Origin of the sequence: Paraglaciecola sp. 25GB23A (assembly GCF_040012495.1) — a bacterium.
Classification (GTDB): Bacteria; Pseudomonadota; Gammaproteobacteria; order Enterobacterales; family Alteromonadaceae; genus Paraglaciecola.
In genome coordinates this window covers 205,724-232,475 of the sequence record NZ_JBDYKM010000001.1, presented here as the reverse complement: position 1 = coordinate 232,475, position 26,752 = coordinate 205,724, and the positions used below count along the sequence as shown (strand labels likewise).

The following is a 26,752-nucleotide window of genomic DNA, read 5'->3' as shown; positions in this document are numbered from 1 at the left end:
AGTCAATTGACGTTACAAGGAGTGTTAAATTTCAGTGTCTTAATTAAAAGTCTTAATTTTCTCGCGCTATACAACACCCTTTCCTAAGAAAAAAATTCGTAGTCGATATGTTTACCCATAAAACAAAGGTGCCTGTAGGCATCTTTGTCACTCTCCTTGATATCTGTTAAAAATAACGTACTTATCTTTTTTGCTAAACAAGCATGCCACTATCGGCAAAAAAACCACACAACAGTCAACTAATAAGAGTTAAACTGGTCGACTCACTATCTAAAAACTAAAAATAGAGTAAGTTTATATAGCTAGTTTGTGCTTGATGGCATTAAACCGAAACATCACAAATCACTTTAAGGATAATTGTCGTTTATGAAAACTCGGTCTTATTGGTTTTCTTTTTTATTAGCAGGGATTTTTATAATAGGCACTTATGTCGCGATTCAAACAAAAACCTCTACTGAGCAAAACAATCAGCAACTGATTCAAGCGACAATAACCGTACAATTAAACAGTATCAGTTCTGACATCCTACTGGGCTTAGAAAAATATCAATATGGTTTGCGGAGCTTACTGGCTGCCATTAAAACCGCCGAAGTTGAAAACTTCAATTATAAAAAGCAACTTGCCTATTTCAATAGTCGAGATTACCCAACTGAATTTCCAGGCACCCGGGGTTTTGGCTTAATTAAATATGTTGAAAAATCGCAACTAAAAACCTTTTTACAAACTGCAGCAACCGATAGGCAGGCACCCTTTGCGCTGAAACAATTGGATGAACCTTATGATCAGCTGTTTATCATTCAATACATTGAACCCGAAATAGATAACCAAGCGGCCGTAGGTTTAGACATTGGCTCAGAAAAAAATCGACGTATGGCAGCACTGCAAGCGGCAATTACGGGCAAACCTCAATTAACTGGGCCTATTACCTTGGTTCAGGCCGTTCAAGGGAGACAACACGGTTTTTTGTTATTATTAGCCGTTTATCAACAAGTCCCAGATGCAGAACAAAAAAAATTAGTTGGCTGGGTTTACACCCCTCTTCTCATCTCAGAAATACTGGATGCAGTGTTAGCCCAGACCGACCACGTTCAAATCAATATTTCAGATACGACCAACGATCGTGTAATTGATTTCTACTCATCATCTGCACAATCCGAGCCTAGCAATGGATTAGCAATAGAGTACCAAAGCCAAAATATTAGCTCAGTATTTGGCCGCAATTGGCAAATTACTATAACCCCCACGGGCAACTTTATTGATTCACTGCACCTACAAAATGCCAATCATAAATTTTGGTCAGTCTTAGGTTTGACCTTTTTGACTGCACTTGGTTTCTATTTACTCAAGGTTTTCTCATCCAGTCGTTTACAAAAACTGAGGCAAAGAGCAGATTTTGCTAATGTGGTTGAAAAAACAAACTTAATATTAAGTCAAAAAATTAGCGAGGCAACAGCCCAACTCAGCAGAGAGCTTAATTTTAAGCATAGCATAATAGAAAGTGATAATTCAGCCATCATTGCTTTTAATAAGTCTGGTCTCATTTCACTACTCAACAACAGTGCCATCAACTTACTCGGGTTTTCCGCCGCTGAGGCCGTTGGCAAATTAAACATAGTAAGCCTAATGGACCCAAGTTGTTTAAAACAGATATTCACTGATAAACCAGTCACAGAACAAATGTTTGAGATGGAAATGAAGCAAGCAGAGAGAAACAAAAAGATCCCTGCTATTTGTCTGCTACTGCGCAAAAACGGGGAATCAGTTAAAGTAAAAATGACAGTAACCACTTTGCTTAATTCAAATGGTTTTGTACTGATTGCCCACGATTTAAGTGAAAAACAAGACCTTGAAAATAATATTGCCTTAATTGATGCCGCCATTAATAACACCAAAGAGTTACTCCTATGGGTAAATATCGATGGCTCTATTTGTAAGGCGAACCCTTATGCATATCAACGACTCAACTACTCAGAAACCGCGTTAACAAATTTAAATATCAGTGACCTAGTCGATTTTAAAGCCGCCAGCTCTTGGGAAGCTGTGGTCAGTGAAGTGATAAAAAAGCAACAATATACTTTTGAAGTCAGTTTCAGAAATGCCAAAGGGGAATGGCTACTAAAACTTGTATCCGCGTGCCGAATAAAGGTTGAAAGCCAGCAGTTTATCTATTTAACCGCCACAGATATCACTCAGCGTATTAAAGATGAAAATGAACTAAAAGCAGCCCTTAATAGAGCTGAAACGGCGAATAAAGCCAAAACAGAATTTATTACTAATATGAGCCATGAACTTCGTACTCCTTTAAACAGCGCTAATGGCTTTTTGCAACTACTGCAATTAACTCACATTGACGATATTCAACAAAAACATATCACCCAAACCAAAATAGCCATTTCATCTTTAACCCAAATCGTTGATGAAATATTAGAAGTGACCTATGCCGAGAAAAATCAATTAAGGTTTGAACAAAGTGATTTTGTACTCGATGAATTACTCGCTGAAGTAGGGTTATTTTTATATGAAATGGCGGGAGACAAAGCCATAGAGATTCATTTCAAGGTATCACCAGACACTCCCTATGTTATGTATGGCGACAAAAATAAACTAAAACGTATTTTATTGAATTTGGGTAGTAACGCCGTTAAGTTTTCAAATAAAGGAGAAGTATTAATAGAACTGGCAGCTCAGCAACAAGGGACTAAACATATTTGTTTACAAGTCAAAGTCAAAGATAGTGGCATCGGTATCGATAAAAATAAACTCAGCTATATTTTCGAAATGTTTACTCAGGCCAATAATGCTGCCAATAGACAATACGGTGGTCTCGGTATTGGATTGACCATTGCTAGCCAGTATATCAATTTCCTTGGCGGTACGATTGAAGCCAGTAGTGAGCTGAATAAAGGTTCAGAATTTCGCTTTTCTGTTTTGATGCAACCCGCCGTGCAGCCTAAAAACACTAAGTTATCCTTTACATCCGAATCCCCCATTAAAGTGTTGTTGGTTGATGATAACCAAACCAGTTTGAGTATATTGAGTGAAACGATCACTCAACTCGGATGGCAGTTAAAAACAGCCAATAATGCAAAAGATGCGCTCAGCTTATTTCAGTCAGCACTTGAGCATAATTCCCCCTTTGATTTGGCATTAATTGATTGGGTAATGCCTAATACAGACGGCTGGGCCCTATCTGAGTTAATTAGACAGCAGGCACCGGTTGAGATGATGCCTTTGCTTATTATGATTACAGCACATAGCAAAGAAATATTGGTGCAAAATCACCAAAAAAATCCCAAATTATTAAATGGCTTTTTAACCAAACCGATTACTCGAGCGCAATTAATCAACGCATTTTATGATGCAGTTGCCACCACCAAACAAGCTTCTATAAAACAAGCTCTGAATATAAATGATAAACCACTATTAAAAATGCGGGTATTGGTGGTGGAAGATAATCCAACGAATCAAAATATTGTAAAGCAATTATTAGAGAGCCAAGGGGCCAGTACCACCATTAGTAATAGTGGGCTAGACGCTTTATTTGAACTAGAAAATAGCCTACTGCCTTTTGATGTCGTTCTCATGGACATACAAATGCCAGGTATTGACGGTTATGAAACCACCGAACGAATTAGGGAAAATGTAAAATTCACACAATTACCTATATTAGCGATGACTGCCAACGTCATGCCTTCAGATAAAGAGCGCTGCTTTGCTGCAGGTATGAATGGACACATTGGCAAGCCATTTGAATTAAGTCATGTCGTTAAGCAGATTTTACTCATTACCAATAAATTTGACCACCTATATGACTCCCCCAAAAGCGAGGCCCAAAGTCATCCACAGCAAAGTGCAAACCTCACTGACTTTTGCAAAGAAGCCAAGATTGATATACAACAAGCAATGCAACGCTTTAATCATCTTGAGAGACTATATCTTAAATCTCTAGCCCTATTCAGAGCAGATTTGCAAAACTATATACTTCAACTCGAAGACGAAAATAGTACTTACGACCATCTAAAATTGATTTTTCACACTTTAAAAAGTACGGCTGCTGCACTGGGTTTTACCGAACTGAGTAAACAAGCAAAATCAAGAGATAACAAACTAATAGACGACGGCATTGAAAAACTCGATATTAAAAAGTACATTGGTTTTGCAGAGGTTTGCCGTACAAATTTATTGACGCTATCACGACTAATGGAGTTACTGCAAGGAGGGCTTAGTGAACATGAGCAAGAAGCCGATGCCGATGTTTTTTTAGCGACCTACAAGCAACTAAAGACTGAAGTTGAAAACTTTAATATGCATGCGATTGATTCCTTCCAAAAAATTTCAGGTTCACTAAGATCAGTGTCTACTGAACTGGCAAATGAATTAACAACTGCCTTGAATAAATTAAAATTTAAAACAGCCACTGAGATATTAGTGCGCTTTGATGCGTTAATCGACAAGGAGTAGTATGTCAATTGATAGATTAAATGAAGAAGCTGAGGTTGATTTAGCTCATTCAAAGATTTTGGTAGTTGATGATCAAGCTATCAACATTCAAACTATCTATAACATCTTGGCAGCAGATTATACGGTATTGGCTGCGACCAGTGCCCAAGACGCTTTAGAAGTTTGTAAAAAAAATCCGCCTGATTTGATCTTATTAGATGTATCGATGCCTGGGATGACAGGCTTAGAGTTGTGTCACGAGCTCAAACAACGCGCTGACACTAAAAGCATTCCAGTGATATTTGTTACCACTTACAACGAACAACATGAAGAAGATGAATGTTGGCGCAGTGGCGGCATAGATTTTATAACCAAACCCGTCAACCCAATGACGATTAAAAATCGAGTAAGAGCCCATTTAACGCTAAAGTACCAACGTGATTTATTATTAAAAATGGTTTATGTGGATGGCCTAACCAGCGTTTTTAATCGACGGTATTTTGATACCCATCTTGAAAAGTTACACAATGAAGTAAAGCGTTCAAATCGTGATACCGCTATATTGATGGTAGATATCGATTACTTTAAGCTTTACAACGATCATTACGGTCATGTTGCGGGTGACGATGCACTGATTCGGGTAGCTCTGACGATACAGATGGCCTTAAGTCGCCCAGCAGATTTTGTTAGTCGTTATGGGGGGGAAGAATTTGTAGTGGTATTACCTGATACTGATATAGAAGGTGCCTTAGTGGTAGCTGAAAAAATACTGCACAATGTGGCAAGCTTAAAAATAACACATGCGCAGTCCCCGTATAATAGAATCAGTGTCAGTATCGGCATATCGACTTTTTTAAGGAGTGAAAATAATAGTCGAAGCGCCACAGAAGACGCAGACCTGCAACTCTATGCGGCAAAAGAATCTGGTCGCAACAAAGCCTGCTATTAGATTACATACCTGAGACCAAATACGATTTAAGTCCTTTTTACAGCAACTCTTAGTAAACAAAATCACTATGTCTGTTAGTCTTAAGGGCCGCCTCTTATATAACCAAAACTAAACATGCACTGAAAGGTAAAATTAAGCCTAGAGCGAAGAACCATTCAAATATTACCGATATAGCAGCATCAAAAAATAGATATTGAACAAATGATATCCTTACCACAAGCAAAGCTTACCAAATAGCAATGACAACCAGAGTCTTAATTACAGATTAGCAAGTCTTGCTGGAAACATAATTAACCTTCCAACGCACTGAACGGCTGTTATTTGCAAAATTGGGATCGTTGAGCAATGGCCTCGCGAATAAACGCTTCTGGCAGATGGAGGTCAAGAGCGTTCGCTCTGGTGGTTGTTTCTTTCCCGCCTAAAGGCTGTCCTACAGTTGACTTTAGTTTCTTCTATTTCCTAGCATCTATTTACTGTTTTTACTTGGAACACGAAGGCTAATGCTTTATAAATGTATACAAAATTATATTTGTATACATTTTTAGGTGCGAAGCAGATGAAGTCCTTTATATCCGATCTGAGTTTATCTGCCATCAGCGCGGGCTTTATTGCTGTGTTAGTAGGTTTTGCCAGTGCTATGGCGATTGTATTTCAGGCTGCGCAGGCGGCGGGTGCTAGTCAGGAGATGATTGAGTCTTGGGTTTGGGCACTGGGTTGGGGTATGGGCATTGGCTGTTTAGCTTTTTCACTGTATTACAAACGGCCCATTATTATTGTCTGGTCCACGCCTGGCGCAGCGTTATTAGCCACCAGCTTAACCAATATCAGTATTGAACAGGCCATCGGTGTATTTGTATTTGTTGCCGTACTTATTTTAATTACTGGCTTATCAGGTCTATTTGACACCCTAACCAAACGCCTACCTTTGCCTATCGCAGCGGCTATGTTAGCGGGCATACTGGTGCAATTTGGTTTAGGTATTTTCACTGCCTTACAAGCCAGTCCACTATTGGTAGCGGTGATGTTTAGCGTGTTTATTGTGGCTAAACGCTGGTTGCCTCGCTATGCCATTATGTTGGTATTATGTAGCGGTTTAACCTTAGCTTATTGGCAAGATAGCTTGTTGATTGAGGCGCTTAATTTTTCTCTCGCCACACCTATCTGGGTGATGCCCGAGTTTACCCTCAGTCACCTCATTGGTATTGGCATTCCCTTGTATATCGTGACCATGACCTCACAAAACATTCCTGGTGTGGCCATACTCAAATCTAGCGGCTACAGCGCCCAGCCCATATCACCGCTATTAAGTGGCACAGGTATCATTAATTTACTTTTGGCGCCTTTTGGTGGTTTCACCTTTAATCTGGCCGCCATCACTGCGGCAATTTGTACCAGCGAAGAAGCCCATCCAGATCCCAACAAGCGTTATATTGCTGGAGTATCGGCTGGGGTATTTAACATCTTGGCAGGTATAGGTGGTGCCACAGTGGTCAGCCTATTTGCGGCCTTTCCCAAACCACTTATTGCTGCACTGGCGGGGTTAGCTCTGCTTAGCACCATTGGCGCAAGTTTAATGACAGCCACCGAAAAACCGCAATATCGCGATCCAGCCATCGTGACATTTTTAGTGACCGCATCGGGCGTCTCATTTTTTGATATCGCCTCGGCTTTTTGGGGTTTAGTACTGGGCTTGCTAACTCATTTTGTCCTGCGACAATATAAGGCTCGATAAGATGGCAAATAAACCTTTGGCTCAGTCACTCTGCGAGCAGTTTAAACAGGATATTCTTGAGAACAAACATCCAGTGGGTATTACTCTCAAACAAACAGAATTATCACAACAATACGGCGTGAGTCGCATTCCCATCAGAGACGTGTTACACAAACTTCAAGCTGAAGGTTGGTTACAACAATGTGGTAAACGCGGGGTCATGGTACAAGCCTTAAATGCCACTGAAGCCCTAGATTTAAGTTTGATGCGTCAATATCTTGAGCCTTTGATACTGACTTATGCCCTACCTAATCTGACTAAAGCGATCATAGGTAAGGCAGAAGACTTATTGCTCGAGCTGGATACTGACGGTTTATCAGTAAGCCAACATGGTGAGTTAAACTGGCAGTTTCATGCTTGCTTGTATCAGGCAGCTAATCGCCCTACTTTGTTTAATACCATCGCTGGTCTGCATCAAAAATGTGCCCGTTATATTGGCTATCATAATAGCCAACTTAACTATAACAACACGAGTCAGACTGAGCATTATCAATTACTTGAGGTGGTCAAAGCAGGCGATAGCGTAATGGCTCAGGCAATATTAAAACGGCATATTGCTGTGGCTAGCAATATATTAGTAGCTTATCTGACCGAAAATCCAGTCTAGGCAGGGCCCCTCTGCTCAATGTTAAATACCAGCAAAAATAAGCTCTACTGGCTTAATGCCTTTACGTGGGGAATGTATTGCTTGTAAACATGCCTGAAAAACACATTACAATACTGCAACTGAATACCCTCAGCAGTTTTTTCAATATAAGGGTTAAGTTCTAGCGCTACTGACACAGAGCCCTTAGCCGAATCAACCAGTGTAGTTAGCGCGCTATACAGTTGATACTTTTCACTCAAGTCGTTACCCGCTGATACCCAAGGCATCCTCAGTATAATATTGCCCTCGCAATGGGGCGCTTGAATAGGAAAGGCACTCTGTTTTATTTCCACTTCAAACTGCCCGCCATTTGCCACAAACTGTGCGTGATCCATTCGCTCTACACTCAATAAATTATCTGCAGTAAGTGCATACATCAAGTGATAGTAAGTTTTACCTGTGGTGCTGTGATTCAGCACATAAGGGAGAGTGGGCGATTCAACTGCAGCGCGACTACAAGCGCATAATAAGGCCTGCAGTAATAGCAGCGTAGCTGCATTTTTAAAGTAAGACATTACGCCTGGTCAGCAAGTACATAATGTTGCCATTTTTCGATGTATTCAGCCGGTTTGCCTTTGCCAAGCGGGGTATTGTAATACTGCTTCCAATAATTGGCCTGGCCTGCTACATCGCCCTGTTTGGGTAGTGCTTCTCGTACACGCATATAATGCACCCGCGCCATAGCAGTGGCATATTGATCATTGTTTTCTAATTCACTGTGTTTATCGGCATTCGCTGAGGATAAAAATGTGCTAACAAGTTGTGCTTTTGCCGCATTAAATTTTAAATAATTTTGCCAAATATCATCATGTGTAGCGGGCTCCATTTGATAATAGCCACGAGCAGGACCGTTACCCATCTGCCGTCTATATTTGAAATTTAGGCTTTCTTGCACCGCGGTGCCTAACAAAAGTTCTTCTGCAGCAAGGCTCGATGCTTGCATTTTGGCGAGTACAGGTCGAATAACCTCGTGTTGAAACTGAATAGCTTTATTCATCCTTATTTCCTTCAAGATTGGCTGATTTCAATATCGATAACACCGTATACGACTATTCAACAACAAGCTCTGTGCAAGATACAATTGAGAATACTAAAGGTTAACGGTGGGAAGACGAGCCAGTATTGCCCCCTCTCCCTTAGCTTAAATAATGAACTAAAAGAGGCGAGCCGACCAGTCACTTTTGCCCTTAGTTATAAACCTTCACTAAATTGATATTTATTTAATACACCTTCTAGGGCTGCCATTCCCGCTGGCAAATCTAATTTTTGTCCTAAAATATTAAAACTGGCACCAAAGGCATGCAAAGTGCGAAATAAGTTATGCGCGCGGCACTGTTCACCCATTTGGCCGATGCGCACAATATTGGGACCAAAAGAGCCAGATATTTCGACCTTAAAGCGCTGCGACATAGTACTCAATAAGGCTTTCGAATTAATAGCTGCCGGCATAGTGATGCCAACAACTGAATTCAGACGAGAAGGTGGCGTGATATACAAACCCAAACCCATCGCTTCTATGCCTGCTTGTAAGGCCTCAGAACAGCGCAAATGACGGTCAAAACGTAGCGATAATGTCTCATTACAGACCAGCCGCAGCGCTTCATGAATCGCGAGTATGCCTGAAACAGGCGCGGTATAATGATAAGACTTTTTGTACCAAAATTGATCAGCCAGTTTTGCATCCAAACACCAATGTTTAAGTTGATCCTTGCGCGCTTCAATATGCTGCCAGGCTTTAGCCGAAAACCCCACCAAGGAAATCCCCGGAATACATGACAAGCCTTTTTGCCCGCCGGTAATAACCGCATCAATACCCCACTCGTCCATTTCAAATGCCATGGTACTCAAGGTACAAACGGCATCCACAATAACCAAGCAATGATGCTGCTTGGCAATCGCCGCAATGGCGGCTAATTCGGTATTACATACTGTATTCGACGTTTCACCTTGCACGATAGTGAGGACTTGCGGTTGATGTTGAATAATATATTGCTCAACCTCGCTGACTTTAGCGCTTTGTTCATTGTGAATATTGAGCATCACCACATCAGCGCCAACTCGTTGCGCCATTTGCGCCAAGCGATTACTGAAAAAGCCATTGCATACACTCAGCACTTTACTGCCCGGCACCACCAAGTTAACCACTGCCATTTCCATCGCGGCCGAGCCCGGTCCCGCGACACCGAGTATATGACCATCTTCAGTTTGGAATACATAACGTGACATCGCTTTAACCTGCTCAATAATCTGTGCCATGGTATCGCCCAGATGATTAATCACGATGCCATTTGCCGCCGCAACCTTTGCAGGAATAGGCACTGGACCCGCTCCCATCATCAATAATGGTTCTTCAGGTAGGATATTATCTAAGGCTAATAGATTATTTGGCACTGCTATACGCACAGGTTTTCCTTTGGTATGACTTTCAATTAGAGTCCATCATAAGCCATTAGAAATTTAACTTACCACCCGCCTATCAACTATCTTTATGCATAAGATATGCTCTAGACCGCAGACTACCTATTAAACCCACTTGAGGAAGCAAGCTCTAAGCGAAAAATGAGATGGTCGCCACTGCGCGCAGCAGGCAACGAGCCAATGCACTAGATGAAGGAGAGCAGATGCCTGTGGCAGCACTAAAGACCCTTTATCCGGAGCTGACAACTAATTTAATTCGCATAGAATAGCTGTTAATACAGGTTCAGTTTGTCGACGTCACCCAACGAATATATTTGCCACTCGAACACAAAGCAGCAAACTGACCTGTCCCAAAGATGTTTTTTATTCTGAGCAGGAATTTTCTGCCGCAATCCTAGTTAATGGCTATGAATACCAGTATTCAATGAGATAAAAATTGGTTTCGCAAAATACTAAGTACCTTGGTTAAGCTGTTTCATGCAGTTCACTAATAACATCGCATTACCCTGCAGTAATCAGCTAAGTCGACTTTTATTTACCAAAGCTTCAAGCGCAGACATGGCGATTTGCGCCTTGTTACTTGGCACAAATATATGATCATGATAATAAGCGGCAACTACATTGGCACTGATATTAGCTTGGGCTAGGGCTGTCGATACTGCGGCGGTTAAACCTACCGCCTCCAGACTTGAATGTACATTCAGAGTGATACAGCGATATTCACCAGAGAAAGACAAACTAGCTTGTTGTGCCTCCGATTTTGTTAAAATTAAGGTTGTTCCCTCTTTCTCTGCAAACATTCCTTTGGGCAAAATACCGAGTTTTAAAACAATCTGCAGGTCGTCAGCTGTACAAAAAACAAATTCTTCCACATCCAAACTCGGCGCCATTGATGCCAGTAATACCTTTAAGTCTTTTTCACCAAACATAATTCGTTTCCTTTAAGAAAATTTCAAACCCACTACGCCATTCAATATTAATCCATAGAAAAAATAATGTTGCTTTAAAATTGGCTCTGAAAATAATAAGGTATTTAGTATAGAAATGCTGATCACACCGACACCCACCGAGACCACATAGGCATGGGCAATGGCAATAGTGCGTAGCGCTTGAGTAAAAAAAATAGACTGAGCAACATACTGACGATGGCCAGTAAAACATAGGGTATTTTACTCATTGAATCAGATTGTTTTAGACCTAAAACCCAATCTGCTTCGAGTAAACCAGCTAAAAATAGAATAAACCAAGACATAGTGCCCCCTAATTGATGGGGTCGTCCCCAGAAATTAAGGTTGAGCGGCAAACGTTATCGGGTAACGCTGCCTGATGAGGTAGTCCTCATCACAACTACAAGCTAGTAAGGTAACAAATTAATTGCATGTTGCCTATTGAATACGGCCATATGTCAAAATTTGCCCCTTCAATGAGCCGGCATAATTATCAGCATAAATGGGCTTTTTTTGGGTGTGACTAAAACCTAAACTCAACATTTTTTTACTGAAGCTTGCATGGTTACCGCGGCCAGGATCAACCAAAATCACTTCGCAATTGGGCTGTGCATGCAGCAAAATAAAACTGGCCAACAATTCGATATGTTGCCTCTCATACAATACATCAGAGCCAATAATCACGTCAAAACGCCCAAGCCCCAGGTTATCATCATTCCATCCCGTGCGTAAAAAAGGAATTTTCCGCCCATGATTTAAGCGCACATTATCGGCTAGAAATTGCCCTGCTAAGGGATGAATATCAGTGGCTGTAATATCGGCAAGTCGCTCATTTAAAAGCAGACTAGACAAGCCAATACCACAGCCTAACTCAAGTATGCGTTTATTTTTAATATCAAAATGTTGCATTTCTCTGGCTAAAATTTCACTGGACTCCCACACAACGCCAAACAACGACCACTGTGCAGAAGAAATCCCCATGGATTCGGCTTCACCTAATTGATCAGAAAATTGCTGTTTATCACGCAAGGTACATAAGTGAATATCGAATAAATCAAATTCAATGGTTTGGTAACGCACGCGAAAAGGCATGAGATGGGCTCGGTTAGATAAACGCAACTCGCCAGATACACCTAAGATCCGCTACGCAGGGTTGATCACTATATAGACTAAAGAGCAAACTGACTAACTAAACCCCGTATTTTGATAGTAATTTATACTGGTGCCTAAACAGCATGGGGTGGCAGCTAGCAATGTGCTGCAGCAAAGAGTAAACCAATATTAAATCAGCTTTGCCCAAGCTAACTTTAATACACTGCTCTTAACTCACCTATCGTTGAACGCAAGACACTGTAAAACAAGCCGTATTTGTAATAGTCTGGCCTGCAGTGTAAAGCAACTTAGAATGCTAACTAATCAACAATTCAGGCAGGAATATCATGACGATAAGTATCAATAAACGACAATTTCTAAAGATAGGAGGTGCCGCCGTTGCGTCTTTATCACTCAGCCCAGCATTGGCTGCAGGTAGTACCTCTAAGCCAATATCTTCTGGCTCAAGTGCCCTAAAAAATATTATTGGTGATGTATTACCCATCAGTCCAGACGAACGTAAAGCCAGAATCGCTAAAGCACAACGCTTAATGGTGGAACATAATATTGCAGCTTTAATCCTCGAGCCCGGTGCAGCGATGGATTATTTTAGTGGTATTCAATGGTGGCGTAGTGAACGTTTAACGGCGGTGATTATTCCTCGTGAAGGGGAAATTGGTGTCGTTTGCCCATTTTTTGAAGAGCCCAGCATTCGTGAATCCTTGGCCGTCGGTAAAGATGTACGAGTATGGCAAGAGCATGAAAGTCCCTATGCCTTAGTCAAGCAGATATTGCTTGAGCGCGGCGTTGCCAAGTCTGGTGCGAACCTCGCCTTTGAACATACGGTACGTTATTTTGTACTCAAGGGTGTGATGGAATTAGCTAATGACATGCAAGATTTACGCGCTGAACCTATTACCCTAGGCTGTCGCATGTTCAAAAATACCCATGAACTACAACTCATGCACAAAGCCAATGAAATCACCCTAAACGCGTATGCCCATGTTTGGTCAAACCTGCAATTAGGTATGGATCAAAACGAAGTTAAATCGATGATGTCGTCTGCCCAAAGTCAATTAGGTGGCAGTAGTGTGTGGAATATGGCCCTATTTAACGAAGCCAGTGCCTACCCCCATGGCACACGCCAAAGCCAAACTATTCGCGAGGGCTCAATTGTCCTAATGGATTGTGGCTGTGCAGTCGAAGGTTATCAATCGGATATCAGCCGAACTTTTGTTTTTGGCGAGCCCAATAAACAACAAAGCAAAATTTGGAATACTGTGCGTAAAGGACAAAGCATTGCGTTTGAAACCGCTCAGTTAGGTGCAGCTGCAGGTAAGGTCGATGATGCAGTGCGTCAATATTATGTGTCTCAAGGTTTAGGCCCAGCTTACAAACTACCGGGCTTATCTCATCGCACTGGCCATGGCATTGGTATGGAAGGCCACGAAAGCGTTAACTTTGTGCACGGTGAAACTGAATTACTAAAAACCGGCATGTGTTTTTCTAATGAACCCGGTATTTATTTACCCGGCGAATTTGGCGTACGTTTGGAAGACTGTATTTATATGAGCAGTAAAGGCCCACAGTGGTTTACTGTGCCACCAGACTCATTGACCGATCCCATCGGCAAGCTTGCCGCCCTACCACTTTAACGATAAGAAACCACAATGAAACTAATACCAAACAGTTTATTTGCATTATTTTGCTTATTTAGTAGCCACGTTTTGGCTGATGCCGATAGTGACTTTTCCGCTCTGCTCGCAAAACACTGGCAAAACGCCCAACAAGAAAAAGTCTTTTTTCGCACCGACCCAGATGGCTGGAAGCCCGATGGCAAACTTGCACAGTGGACGCCGCAGGCCATGGCAAGGCGCGATGCTTTTAATAGCGAAGTACTGGCAAAACTAGAGTCGATTGCACCAGCTCAATTAAGTGCTGACAATCAAATGAGTTATCGTTTGTTTCTTTACGAACGGCAAACCGAAAAAGCCAGCTTTGCCCATCAAGACAAATACTTTCCGATTAATTTTTTAAGTGGTTGGCATACTTACTTTGCTGAAGCCCCCGCTAATATGGCGTTTTTAAGTGCCGCCGATTACGAGCAATTTTTAATCAGCTTAGCCGACTATCCGCGTTTTAATCGGGAAAATATTGCACTGCTCAAAGCCGGCCTTGCCGAGGGTTTTGTGCATTATTGTGAGAGTTTCAAAGACTACGGTGAAACCATCAGTCAGCACATTGTCACTCAGCCCGAAGATAGCGCCTTGTTTGACCCATTCACCCGGTTTCCGGCACAATTTAGTCCGCAACAAAAGCAGACTTACATTATTAAGGCCAAAAAATTGATCAGCGAGGCCGTTGTGCCAGCCTATCAAGAGTTTTACGATTATTTTCAAACAGCATACCTGCCCAATTGCAGACAGCAAGCGGGTATTGGCAGCATTAAAGGTGGCGATGACTATTATGCCTACGTGGCTAATTTCTATACCACCACCACGCTGACACCGAAAGAAATCCATGAACTCGGTTTAAGTGAAGTGGCACGTATTCAACAAGAAATGGATGCCATTATTAAACAAGTTGAATTTACAGGTAGTAAAGCCGAATTTTTACAATTTCTGGCGAATGATCCGCAGTTTTATGCTGTTGACCGCCAAGATGTATTAGAAAAAACTGCCTTTATTACCCAAAAAATGTATGGCCTGTTACCTTCTTTGTTTACCCATTTGCCGCGTAATACTTTCACAATCAAAGGCTCTGCCTCACGGGGCGCTTTTTACATGCCGCCACCCGACAACCGCACTCCAGGTACGTATTTCTTAAGCTCTGATCCCAAACAGCAACCCTTGTACAACCTTGAGGCCTTAAGTTTACATGAGGCAGTTCCCGGCCATCATTTACAAAATGCCATCGCCCAAGAACAGGACGTACCGGAATTCCGCCGCACTCTCAATCATTCCGCTTTTGCTGAAGGTTGGGGTTTATATTCAGAGCGCTTAGGCAAAGAAGTGGGCTTTTATGAAAACCCCTACAGTGATTTTGGCCGCCTTGGTTATGAAATGTGGCGTGCCGTGCGGCTAGTGGTTGATACTGGTATTCATGCCTTCGGCTGGACACGCCAGCAAGCAGTTGACTATTTAGCCTCACACACGGCTTTGACTGAAAAATCGGTTAATGATCAAATTGACCGTTATATCAGTTGGCCAGGTCAGGCCCTTTCCTACAAAATAGGGGAGATTAAAATTCGTCAGTTACGCGCCAAAGCAGAAAAAGCCTTAGGCAGTAAATTTGATTTACGTCGTTTTCATGACACCGTAATTGGTCAGGGTTCATTGCCGATGGATGTATTAGAGGATGTCATAGACGAGTGGATTAAAGTGCAACAAAAAGCCTAACGCGAAGTCCTACACCTAAACTAATCGGTGTATTAGCTTGGGCTGCTAACAGCCCAAGCTATTGTTATTCCTGAAAGCTTAACGCTTTGCCCGAGCCGGACGACCGCTAGGTTTGTCAGTACCACCAGCCTTATTATGCGGCTGATTATCACTAAAACGCGTTAAACCCTGCTGCGCTTTGGCGGCATTTGGATTTTTACCTTTAGCCACGGCTTTATTCACTGAGCGCTTGGCAAAGTCTTTTTGGTCGCGACCTTTCAGTTCATTGCGACTTTCTGCAGGCACCAAACACTTAGGCCCGCTGCCAATCAAGTGGGCCTTACCCATCTCTATTAAAGTTTTACGCAATAAAGGCCAATTGGCTGCATCGTGATAGCGCAAAAACGCGCGATGCAAACGGCGATGAATTTCACCCTTAGGCACATTCACCACTTCACTTTTGTGATTAACCTTGTGTATCGGGTTTTTACCGGTGTGATACATGGTAGTCGCATTCGCCATGGGAGATGGATAAAAATTTTGTACTTGATCGAGTTTGAAATTACGCTCTTTTAACCACATGGCTAAGTTAAGCATGTCAATATCTTCAGTGCCTGGGTGGGCTGAAATAAAATACGGGATCAGGTATTGCTCTTTACCCGCCTCTTTACTGTATTTTTCAAACATGGCTTTGAATTTATCGTAGCTGCCCATACCCGGCTTCATCATTTTATCCAATGGTGCTTTTTCGGTATGCTCTGGGGCAATTTTTAAATAGCCGCCTACGTGATGGGTAACAAGTTCACGTACATAGTTTGGGTCCTCAACCGCCAAGTCATAACGCACTCCAGAGGCAATCAGTACTTTTTTCACCCCCTCTACTGCTCGGGCTTTGCGGTATAAATCCACAGTAGGCGTTTGGTCGGTGTCTAAGTGGCCGCAAATATCTGGCCATACGCATGATAAACGCCGGCAGGTTTGCTCTGCTTTGGGGCTTTTACAGCGCAGCTTATACATATTAGCTGTTGGCCCGCCCAAGTCAGAGATAACGCCGGTAAAACCGGGGACCTTGTCGCGAATTTGTTCTATTTCGCGAATGATTGACTCTTCAGAACGGCTTTGGATCACGCGTCCTTCATGCTCAGTAATAGAACAAAAAGTACAGCCCCCAAAACAACCGCGCATAATATTGACTGAAGTTTTGATCATGTCGTAAGCCGGAATTTTAGCTTTGCCATAACTCGGATGCGGCACCCGCGCATAGGGCAAATCAAACACCGCATCCATTTCTTCGGTTTCTAAGGGAAAGGCCGGCGGGTTAATCCAGACAATGCGATCACCATGGCGCTGCGCTAAAGCACGAGCACAACCTGGATTCGTTTCCTGATGTAATATCCGCGAAGTATGAGCATAGTGGGTTTTTTCGGCGCGCACCACATCATAAGGTGGTAATAACACATAGGTATACTCCCACGGTTTGCGCCTTTCAGTGCCAGCCTTATAAGGCTGCACTACCACGGGTTTGGCTTTTTGCAAATCAATAGCGGCTTGTTTTTCGGCTTCAGATGAAACAGCACACTTATCTTCAATGTTTTCATATGGGCTGATGATAGGATCGATTTTACCAATCACATCAACATGGGTTGAATCTACGCCTTGCCAACCGGGCAAAGGCTCTTTACGAATAACCGCTGTACCGCGAATATCTTGCATTTGTTCGATAGTTTCACCGGCAGCAAAACGATGAGCCATTTCTAATAAAGGGCGTTCAGCATTACCAAACATTAACATGTCGGCTTTAGAGTCAAACAATACACTGCGACGTACTTTGTCTGACCAATAATCATAATGAGCAATACGGCGCAAGCTGGCTTCAATACCACCAATGACTACGGGTTTTTTATAGGCTTCTTTACAACGCTGGGTGTAAACCGTTACGGCGCGATCGGGGCGTTTGCCGCCTTCGTTATTGGCAGTGTATGCATCGTCATGGCGTAATTTACGATCGGCCGTATACCGATTGATCATCGAATCCATGTTGCCCGCGGTGACACCAAAAAACAGATTGGGCTCGCCTAACTGCATAAAATCATCTTTTGAATGCCAATTAGGTTGACTAATAATACCAACACGAAAACCTTGCGCCTCAAGGGTACGACCAATAACTGCCATGCCAAAACTAGGATGGTCAATATAAGCATCACCGGTCACAATAATAATGTCGCAACTATCCCAACCTAGGTCGTTCATTTCTTGGCGTGACATTGGTAAAAATGGCGCTGGGCCGTAACATTCTGCCCAATATTTGGGGTACGAAAACAAGCCACGTTCGGCTTTCATTCGTTCAGTGGGTTTAACACGGCTGACAGGTTGGATAGTGGGCATAGGTTCTCTAAAAACAGGTGGTCAAAAAATCGGCGAGATTATAGCAGATGTGGATTGAGCCAAACAGCCCAATTGCTGACATTTATATGCTCCTCAGATGCCATGGGCTAAAATCAATGTCATTGTTACTTTGTTTCAATATTAGCTATTGTCCGCGATTGATTATTACACCAACTGTAAATCAGTTTTTATTGCAACCTATCCTAGCTTTATCGGCGGAAAGTTTTTTATTTACTCACCAGAGTAGTGTTACAGACCGGTATTGATGAATTTGCCAGCGACGAGCAATTAATCAACATGCAAATGAGCTTAATAATGCAGCAAAGTTGATTGCCGAGCAGGCGTTTAATAATAATAGCGATGATAATTTAAGTATCCAACTAGTTAAAATAAACTCTCTGCTGAACATTGACTTAAAAGAAAAACGCCAGCAGTCGTAGCCAAGTTTATCTTGCTCAAGGCCTTAACGGTAAAGTGGATGAACGGCCGCTTATAATCAAAACACCTTCTATCGATTTGCGAGATGATGCGGCCTATCTTGAACGTTTTTTTACAAGAAGAATGGATTGCTCGGCGGATCAATAATCCCCATGTACTCAAACCTTATGAACAAAAACGGCAACGTCAATTTTTATATATTGCCTTTGAATATATCGAGTGACAAACATTAAGCCAATGGATGCTAGACAACCCGCCGCAAGCTAGATGCAGTACGTAAAATTGTTGAGCAGATTGCTACTGGTTTAGGCGCTTTTCACCGACTCGAAATGCTGCATCAAGATTTACGCCCACAAAATATTATGATCGATAAATCTGGTATGGTAAAAATCATCGATTTCTGTTCAACTTTATTGGCGGGTTTAGCAAAAATAGCGAGCCCACTTGCTCAACAAAGCATGCTTGGCAACGCCTAATACAGCGCACCTGAATATTTTCTAGGTGAGTCGGTAGGACACAGTCCGATTTATTTTCATTAGCCGTGATTACTTATCAAATGCTGACCGGCAGACTTCCCTTTGGCGCTGAAATGGCGAAAGCCTTACAACCCAATCCTTTTAAGCGTTATCAGGAGTTGTCAGAGTTTATCTTTGAACTACGCCAACCCAGCCAAGCGTCTTTATCTAAAGCTAGGCCACCATTGGTGGAGCTTAATCCGGTTGCAGTCTGGCAAATGATTAGTTTTATTTTGGCGCTGATGATTGTAACTTTGTTAATAAAGTAAATTGGTAAAGTTTGAACAATTATGATGTGTTAAAAAAACCCATCAATTGATGGGTTTTTTGTCTTGGTTAATGCATGACTATTTGTTTACATGAACCTGCATAAAGTTACCTTTCGCAGAAATACTTTTCACTTCAATAGTAGTGCCCGTATTAGGTACCTGCACACTTGACCAACCATAGTGGTTTAAACTCGCATCCGGGGCTATCCAATAACTTTGGGTATCATCGAATTTTTTCACTGCGGGTAAACCACCATAGCACTGTTCAATACTATAGAGATGCAAACACACAACATCAGTTTTATCTAAGCCAAAAGTAGAATCATAAGATTGCACTCTTGGTCTCCACGCTTTGGCATTATCTGGACGCAATAATAATTCCGGATGCGCATCCACAGGCAGCACTAAACCACCACAATTACCCGCCAAACAATGGTCACCTATGTTGTTATTAGCAAATGAAGTATCGTAATACCAAATTAACAAACCATCTTGATAAGGGAAATGCTCTACCCAATTTCCTAATGCCGGATCGTCAGTAAAACCAAAATTATAGGGTCCAGTACGCAAACCATCATCATATCCGCGATAGGTTCGATATTCGGCAAAATAAGCATTAAAGAAATACTCAGAAACTGTGCCTGTTGTTCGAGTAAACCCAGAATAAATCCAACCAGCGTCACTTTCAGCATCGTCTAAAGCACTGCCATCAATCGCGATATTATCGACAAACAGTCCTTCCTCAATCGCAGCAGTATCAGTCCAGTAACGGAAACCAATGGTGACCGTTTGACCAGCATAGGCACTTAGATCAGCCGTTAGGTCAAGCCATGCTCCGCCACTAGAACCAGTTATACCGTTACCAAAATTTTGCCCATAGGGATTAGTGTTGGTTGAAAGATTAGTCGCCACTGCATTGCCATTGACGGTTAAATAGGCGTAATCCCAATTAAGCTCTATTGCAACCTTAACTTTAGCGCTTAACATTGGCGCACCTGCGGGTAAAGTAACGTTACGACTCATGGCATTGTCCAAATTATTGCCTGAGCCGGAATAATAAAAGTAACTGCCAGCAAAGGGACCGCCCACTTGAGTGACAACTTCTTTATCCGGTAACAACAGCACTAGTTGCTGTGCTTGTTTGGTATTGTCAGTAGCGGGACCCATTTTCAACGAGGCTGATTGACCGTAATTAATTACCTCATAATTAGACCAACCCAAGAATATTTTCTCATAAGCACTCATCGGAATCGGTTTAGAACCGATACCTGCACTGGCGTCACCATTACTTCCATATGAACCACTGGAATAAAGTGACCAAAACGCCACTGAGTTTTCAGCGCCACCGGTATTGCCGGAGGTGTCATATAAATCAGGTAAACCCAAGTCATGACCAAATTCATGGGCGAATACGCCAACCCCGCCATTTTCAGGCTCAATGGTATAATCACCAATCCAGTAATTTGAACCACCCACTTTGACACCACCTCGACCATTTGGACCTGCGCCATCAGGACCATTTGCAGAAAAATAGGCGTACCACCGATGACTCCAAATAGCATCGCTGCCTTGAGCGCCGCCGCCAGTTTCTTGCCCTTCACCGGCATGAACGGATTGAAAGTGATCTATGTATCCATCTGGCTCATTAAAGTCGCCATCACCATCAAAGTCGTAGCGGTCCCATACATCAAATTGCGCAAGATAATCATTTATCTCGTCAGCAGTTTTGCCTTCATCAAGTTGCGCCTGATACCACGCATCGATTGAATCATTTACAAACCACCATGTTGTTTGACATACAATACCCCCACAATAGTCACGACCGTAATGTGCCGCATTGAAAGGCACTTGTACCCAATCGCTAACCTCACCATTTACCGTATATCGATTGGATGATTGCTCTAGATAAAAATTACGCATCGATATGGCACCGGGCGCGTCTGAAAACAATAACTGTTCATAATACTCTGGGGTAAAATCGGGCGCCCATATAGTGGTGTTATCAACGCTTCTATCTGGCTCTGGAATTTGGTTACGCAAAGGGCCGGGAACGTTAGATTGCAGTATGCCATAGGGCGAAGTTGTCGGTCCAAATTGAGCAACGACGGTCCATATAGAATCCTCACCTTCCCGCTCTAGCTCGACAAACTGGCCCTTTGCGACTTCTTTCACTGGTCCAGATGTCTTACCCTTTAATTTAGCCTGCAGGGCTTTTAGTTTTAGTGCATTTTGTTTATCACCCAAAGGATGACCGGGGTTATCGGTGTTAGCACCTTTCATTGGCAAGTCGCCGTAAAGGTTGTCTGATTTAGCTAAGCTCATCATGCTGGTTGCGCTGAGCATCAGTAATGTACCAAGTGTCACGAATTTCAATTTCATGTATTGCTCCTGAATCACTATTGTTTTTTCATAGTTGAAACGGCTGACAATCCCTTTATTTTTATATATCTGACATACGATAACGACATTACTTTAAGAAGGAAAATCTCCGTATGAACTCATTTGAGTCCGAAAAATTATAGAAACAAATATAATTAAAGCAAGTTAGCTATTTGAAATTTTCTGGCATGATTTATTTACACTAATCATGGCAGTATAAACTTAATAAAACACCCCCAACAACATGTTATATAAAGAATTTTTACCATATTAGGTAATAAATAATGACTAAAGTAATTTGCATGTTACTTAGGTGTAAATCGTTTGTACTAACTAATAATCAAGCTGCATTGCTCAGTTTTTTAGTAACTGTTGAACAATTATATCGCTAAAAATACTTAGTGAAATCAATTGAATGGCGGTCAACAACACATCTCTTTAGTCTATAAATAAGGCCAACGTTTATCTTTGAACTACGCCAATCCAGCCAAGCGTTTTTATCTAAAGCTAGACTACCCTTGGTGGAGCGTAATCCAGTAGCAGTCTGGCAAATGATTAGTCTGCTCTTGACGCTGACAATTTTAACTTTGTTGAATCGATAGGCAGAGACATAGGCCCATCATAATTGACATTTTTACAAATCTTTCTTTTAAAAAATATAACTGGGTCATATTTACATTTTCTGTTTGCCAACCATACTTTAGATTTAGAGTTTAAGCCGTTGCTAAAAAGACGTATGTTCAATAGACTGAGGTAAATAATTTTATCGTTTTTAAAGTGGAACGGATGCCTGTATTGCACAAAGAATTTAACAACTCCATTGTTTCTTAGGCTCTCCTCATTTATTCTGCAAAAGCGTTTATTAGTTGAAAAAGGGGAGGTCGCTGTGTCACAAGCTAATGACTCATTTAAATTTACTGAAGAAACCACTCAACAAGTAAAAACCAAGCTCACGCCGATTCAAGTTTGGAAAGTGTTAAGTGTGGAAGATAATCTAGATTACCAAAATGCCTTAGTTGCCAGTTTAGAGGCTTTAATATTACCCAATCGCACTAGACTACAAGTGCTCACCGCTAATTCCGCTTTTGAAGCATGCAAAGTATTAAATGCACAAAAAGATATTGGCCTCATTCTATTAGATGTAGTGATGGAGGAGGATGATGCAGGACTGCGCTTAGTCAACACCATCAGAAAAGAGCAAGGCAATGCCCAAGTCAGAATAGTACTGTTAACCGGTCAACCGGGTTTCGCTCCTGAAAAAGAAGTAATGAGTGCCTTAGACATCGATGAATATTGGAATAAGGCGGATATCACCCCAGAAAAACTACATTCTATTGTATCCAGCAATATACGCACATGGAATTACATAGCTGCTTTAAACGAAGCAAAACAAGGCTTACAAATAGTACTGGATGCAGCCAGAAGCATAAACAGTCGTTATGACCTGCCCTCTTTTACTCGCGCTGTATTAAATGAAATTGGCCGTATTATTAATGTCAAAGAGTGCGGCATAGTGTGTATGGGGGATTGCACCTTGCCATTTGAACAGGCTCAGATACTCAGCGCGACGGGCTGCTTTGCCCATTTAGAGGGTTTGCCACTTGTCGATCAACAACTTAGTATCATGCATGCAGACATAAGAGCAGTCTTAGAAAAAAAGCAAAATGTCATAACACCAACACAATCGTTTTTTTATTTTGAAACCAAAAACATTAATGAAAAGTGCTATTTGGTCGTGGTTAATTCAGAGCAGCCATTAACCTCTGCACATATCAATCTACTTAAAGTATTTTGTGAAAATATCGGCAGTGGTTTTACTAATATCGCTTTATTAAATAGGGTTACCGAGCTTGCCTATACCCACAGTGAGCTGAATATTCCAAATCGTAATTGGCTAAGCAAAGAAATTCATAATATGAGCCGCCAAGAATGGCGACAAACCCGTTTATTGATGCTTGAAGTGAAATTTTTTGATGAAATGAAGTTTACTTTTGGCTATGAATTTATTCAGGGAGTGTTGGCCCATATTTATAAAAACTTACGTCAAATATTGCCTTCCGGCTCAAGAGTAACATTGTCAGGTCACAAGCAGTTTTCAATCTTATTAGACAAGGAATTTAAACTGTCGCCTGAACTCATCGACAAACTAACGATTAACGAGATTAAAGTGGATGGTGTAGCACATACCTCATTATTTAGCTTATTAGATATGCAGCTTGACACTATTAATCAAAATTCTGCTACTAAAATAGTCAGCATGGCAGAATCAGCCCTTAAAGAAGCCACCCTTAAAAATGTATCCTATGTTCAGTATTCACAGGAAAAAACCGACACCATCAGCCGGCGCTATTCTTTAATGACAGAATTACGGCAGAGTATTAGGGAAGGCAAATTAAACGTAATGTTACAACCAAAAGTCAGTTTATCCACTGGCGACGTCGTGGGTTTTGAGGCTCTGGCAAGATGGCAGCGTGATGATGGTAGTTTTGTGCCACCAGATGAATTTATTGCTATTGCTGAAACATCAGGTTTGATTATTTCACTCGATTGTTTGATTTTTGAAAAAACTATGCAAGCTTTGCAACGTTTACTTGAATTAGGTTACACATTGCCAGTGGCCTTCAATGCTTCATCCTTTGATTTATTGCATCCAGACTATTTTACTTATGTGTCAGGATGCATCAAAAAATACGGTTTGTCTCCTGCTCTACTAGAATTAGAAGTAACAGAAACCCAAGCCATAACCGATTACGAGCGCATAAGACATTCTCTACAACGTTTTGCTGCTTTAGGCATTAAGATAAGCCTTGACGACTTTGGTACTGGCCATTCTTCGCTCGCCCATATCTCTAACATTACCGCCCACTGCATAAAGATTGATCGCAGCTTTGTCAGTCAACTGGAGACGGATAAAAATAGCCAACATGTAATCAATATGATTTTGAATTTAGGTAAAAAATTTAACTTCACTATCGTTGCTGAAGGTATAGAAACTGACTATCAAAAACAGTGGCTAACAAAAATGGGCTGTGATGTCGGTCAAGGTTATTTATTTGCCAAACCCATGTTCACCGATGAATTAATAGAATGGTTAAGCGCCAACAACACAATCTAGTGACTGTCATTCATGTTAATTTCTAATGAAAACCTGAGAAAAAGAAAATATAAAATAATGATTAAAACCCTAATTTTATTATTTTTTTCTTTTTTACTCGCTTGGTTAGCCTGCCAACTCATTTATGATAATAAAGTGAATGAATTAAAGAACATTCAAGCTCAGAAGTTGTTAGCTACTTCAGCCTTGTTTAACCGCGAACTAGGTAGTTTAAGTGATTTATTACTGTTACTTGCGCAAACTAAAGCTCTGGCTAATAACAATGGTGATCGATGGCAGAATCAAGAATTACCAGCGAAATATTTACAACAAATTCAAGACCATTTTATTCAATTTGGCCATGCTTCAAGCAAAATCGCTCAACTGCGTTGGCTTGATTATAATGGGCAGGAGATTGTTAGAGTGGACTTTTCTGCTGACCAAGCCAAGATAGCTGAGCCAAAAGAGCGACAAAATAAACAAGCACGTTATTATTTTAATCAGGCAATGAAAGTCGCTCCGCCCAATATTTACTTTTCTCCCATCGACCTTAACGTGGAACATAATAAGGTTGTCGAGCCCTATGAACCTAGTATCAGAGCAACGATACAAACTTCCGCTGAAACGCATCTATTTGAAGGTTTACTTATTGTCAATTACCGATTAGACAATCTTCTGGCTGCGATAAAACAGGACAGTATTGCTGAAGCTCAAATCAACATTGTTAATCATCAGGGATATTGGTTGTTAAACCCCCTGCCAGAAAAAGAATGGGGGTTCATGTTGCAGCAACCCCAGCTAACCTTAAAAAATGAGTCGCCACAATTGTGGCAGTATCAAAGCCAACATCCCGCTGGCGGTGATCTTATAATCAACAATCAACTTAGTAGTTTTGTGCCATTGGCAACTTTTTCAGGCTCAGAATACGGTGCTGATACTAGTACTCTGATGTTATATACAATAAGTGATAGTCGCTTTCTTGCACACGCTCGAAACAACTCTCTACTTATCGCTTTAGGTATTTTTCTAAGCTTAACTTTAATTGGTTTAACCATAAACTGGCGAGAATATCGTCATCAAAGTCTGTTAATTGCATTGTCATTAAAACTAAGGGCTGAACAACAGGAATTAAAGCGCGTTAATCAAATATTACTTGAAAACATTGCCCGCCAACAATTGCTACAAGACGAATTAGTCGAAGCGAATAAACTTTCTTCCTTGGGTTTAATGGTAGCCGGTGTTGCCCACGAGCTAAACACCCCAATTGGTGGTGCCATAATGTCGGTATCCAATGCAGAAAACGCCAATGAGCTACTTAAAAAAGCGATGTTAGAAGGCATTACCAAGACCCAATTTAGTGAGGGTGTGGATTCGATTGCTAGCAATCTAAATATGGCAAAAATCAACTTAGATAAAGCCGTCGGCCATATAAAACACTTTAAACGCTTGGCCATTGATAGAGTTAACGAGGATTATATTGAATGTTCATTGGATGTAATCGTTGCCGATTTAATCATAAGTTTGGAGCCTCGCCTAAAAACAGTAAAAGTGGCGCTGGTTAACAACATTGAACCTGAACTGCACCTTATCAGCCGGCCTGGCATTATTTCACAAGTGCTGGAAAACCTGATAGTCAATAGTCTCAACCACGGATTTGAGTCTGAACAACAAGGTATTATTGCCATCAAAGCGCGCCGACTGCTTGAAGACAAAATTTGTATTACCGTATCGGACAATGGCTCGGGCATCCCACAAGCCATGCAAAGCACCCTATTTGAACCATTTGTTACTAGCGGCAGAAGTAAGGGCAACATTGGTCTGGGCTTATATATGGTCAATCAATGGGTGACAAAACTATTAGCGGGTAAACTGAGTTTTGTTTCTGAACAAAATGGCAGTAGTGAATTTGCCACCCAATTTACTATAATATTACCCATCGATTCGAGCGATAGCCTGACAAGTTAGCAATTACAATTGTCGGCCCAGATTTTACTAAACCGACAGTAAGGGCTATTTAAGCGGCATTTCTACG

At 41.6% G+C, this 26,752-nt stretch carries 19 protein-coding genes; 11 read left to right on the top strand and 8 right to left on the bottom strand.

Translation table 11 applies throughout. The annotated features are described in order from the left end of the window. Window positions 1–366: 366 nt before the first annotated feature. The 4 genes from ABKW31_RS00960 to ABKW31_RS00945 all read left to right on the top strand — a co-directional run bounded on the left by ABKW31_RS00960 (window position 367) and on the right by ABKW31_RS00945 (window position 7,767). Window positions 367–4,461: a response regulator gene (locus tag ABKW31_RS00960; protein ID WP_348614253.1), complete on the top strand. Its 4,095-nt coding sequence runs from the start codon at window positions 367–369 to the stop codon at window positions 4,459–4,461. A gap of 1 nt (window position 4,462) precedes the next feature. Continuing rightward, window positions 4,463–5,389, top strand: a complete 927-nt coding sequence (locus ABKW31_RS00955) for a diguanylate cyclase (RefSeq protein ID WP_348614252.1) — start codon at window positions 4,463–4,465, stop codon at window positions 5,387–5,389. Between the two features lie 556 nt (window positions 5,390–5,945). After that, a complete protein-coding gene (locus ABKW31_RS00950; protein ID WP_348615171.1) occupies window positions 5,946–7,121 on the top strand; it encodes a benzoate/H(+) symporter BenE family transporter in 1,176 nt (391 codons plus the stop codon). 1 nt (window position 7,122) lies between these two features. Next, window positions 7,123–7,767, top strand: a complete 645-nt coding sequence (locus ABKW31_RS00945) for a GntR family transcriptional regulator (protein WP_348614251.1) — start codon at window positions 7,123–7,125, stop codon at window positions 7,765–7,767. A 44-nt stretch (window positions 7,768–7,811) separates the two neighbouring features. Here the strand turns inward: ABKW31_RS00945 and ABKW31_RS00940 are convergent, their stop codons facing one another. From ABKW31_RS00940 to ABKW31_RS00915, 6 genes are all read right to left on the bottom strand, one after another. After that, window positions 7,812–8,321, bottom strand: a complete 510-nt coding sequence (locus tag ABKW31_RS00940; RefSeq protein WP_348614250.1) for a hypothetical protein — start codon at window positions 8,319–8,321, stop codon at window positions 7,812–7,814. Next, a complete protein-coding gene (locus ABKW31_RS00935) occupies window positions 8,321–8,803 on the bottom strand; it encodes a hypothetical protein (RefSeq protein WP_348614249.1) in 483 nt (160 codons plus the stop codon). The genes ABKW31_RS00940 and ABKW31_RS00935 overlap by 1 nt, the downstream gene beginning before the upstream one ends. A gap of 194 nt (window positions 8,804–8,997) precedes the next feature. Then, window positions 8,998–10,209, bottom strand: a complete 1,212-nt coding sequence (locus ABKW31_RS00930) for an alanine--glyoxylate aminotransferase family protein (protein ID WP_348614248.1) — start codon at window positions 10,207–10,209, stop codon at window positions 8,998–9,000. A 530-nt stretch (window positions 10,210–10,739) separates the two neighbouring features. Then, on the bottom strand, window positions 10,740–11,153 hold the full coding sequence (locus ABKW31_RS00925; protein ID WP_348614247.1) for an ACT domain-containing protein: 414 nt from the start codon (window positions 11,151–11,153) through the stop codon (window positions 10,740–10,742). A 122-nt stretch (window positions 11,154–11,275) separates the two neighbouring features. Further along, window positions 11,276–11,476: an SMR family transporter gene (locus ABKW31_RS00920; RefSeq protein WP_348614246.1), complete on the bottom strand. Its 201-nt coding sequence runs from the start codon at window positions 11,474–11,476 to the stop codon at window positions 11,276–11,278. Between the two features lie 133 nt (window positions 11,477–11,609). Next, entirely contained in the window at window positions 11,610–12,263 is a 654-nt protein-coding gene (locus ABKW31_RS00915) for a methyltransferase domain-containing protein (protein ID WP_348614245.1), read from the bottom strand. 353 nt (window positions 12,264–12,616) lie between these two features. Here ABKW31_RS00915 and ABKW31_RS00910 point away from each other — a divergent pair, with 353 nt between their 5' ends. After that, the gene (locus ABKW31_RS00910; protein ID WP_348615170.1) at window positions 12,617–13,918 is read left to right on the top strand and encodes a Xaa-Pro peptidase family protein; all 1,302 of its coding nucleotides are present in this window, start codon (window positions 12,617–12,619) and stop codon (window positions 13,916–13,918) included. Between the two features lie 15 nt (window positions 13,919–13,933). Next, the gene (locus ABKW31_RS00905) at window positions 13,934–15,661 is read left to right on the top strand and encodes a DUF885 domain-containing protein (RefSeq protein ID WP_348614244.1); all 1,728 of its coding nucleotides are present in this window, start codon (window positions 13,934–13,936) and stop codon (window positions 15,659–15,661) included. Between the two features lie 78 nt (window positions 15,662–15,739). Here the strand turns inward: ABKW31_RS00905 and ABKW31_RS00900 are convergent, their stop codons facing one another. Continuing rightward, window positions 15,740–18,025, bottom strand: coding sequence for a YgiQ family radical SAM protein (locus tag ABKW31_RS00900; RefSeq protein ID WP_348614243.1), 2,286 nt, complete (start codon window positions 18,023–18,025; stop codon window positions 15,740–15,742). A 538-nt stretch (window positions 18,026–18,563) separates the two neighbouring features. On the opposite strand from ABKW31_RS00900, the gene ABKW31_RS00895 reads away from it, so the two are divergent. From ABKW31_RS00895 to ABKW31_RS00885, 3 genes are all read left to right on the top strand, one after another. Then, window positions 18,564–18,686 carry a hypothetical protein gene (locus tag ABKW31_RS00895; RefSeq protein ID WP_348614242.1) on the top strand — a complete coding sequence of 41 codons (123 nt, stop codon included), beginning with the start codon at window positions 18,564–18,566 and terminating at the stop codon, window positions 18,684–18,686. A gap of 58 nt (window positions 18,687–18,744) precedes the next feature. Continuing rightward, window positions 18,745–18,939, top strand: a complete 195-nt coding sequence (locus tag ABKW31_RS00890; RefSeq protein ID WP_348615169.1) for a protein kinase — start codon at window positions 18,745–18,747, stop codon at window positions 18,937–18,939. Window positions 18,940–19,052: 113 nt separating this feature from the next. Continuing rightward, a complete protein-coding gene (locus ABKW31_RS00885; protein WP_348614241.1) occupies window positions 19,053–19,247 on the top strand; it encodes a hypothetical protein in 195 nt (64 codons plus the stop codon). Between the two features lie 78 nt (window positions 19,248–19,325). On the opposite strand, the gene ABKW31_RS00880 is transcribed toward ABKW31_RS00885, so the two are convergent. Beyond that, window positions 19,326–21,626 carry an immune inhibitor A domain-containing protein gene (locus ABKW31_RS00880; RefSeq protein ID WP_348614240.1) on the bottom strand — a complete coding sequence of 767 codons (2,301 nt, stop codon included), beginning with the start codon at window positions 21,624–21,626 and terminating at the stop codon, window positions 19,326–19,328. Window positions 21,627–22,512: 886 nt separating this feature from the next. On the opposite strand from ABKW31_RS00880, the gene ABKW31_RS00875 reads away from it, so the two are divergent. After that, complete coding sequence (locus ABKW31_RS00875; protein WP_348614239.1) at window positions 22,513–24,741, top strand: EAL domain-containing protein; 2,229 nt, start codon at window positions 22,513–22,515, stop codon at window positions 24,739–24,741. Window positions 24,742–24,798: 57 nt separating this feature from the next. Next, on the top strand, window positions 24,799–26,685 hold the full coding sequence (locus ABKW31_RS00870; protein WP_348614238.1) for an ATP-binding protein: 1,887 nt from the start codon (window positions 24,799–24,801) through the stop codon (window positions 26,683–26,685). Window positions 26,686–26,752 lie beyond the last annotated feature (67 nt).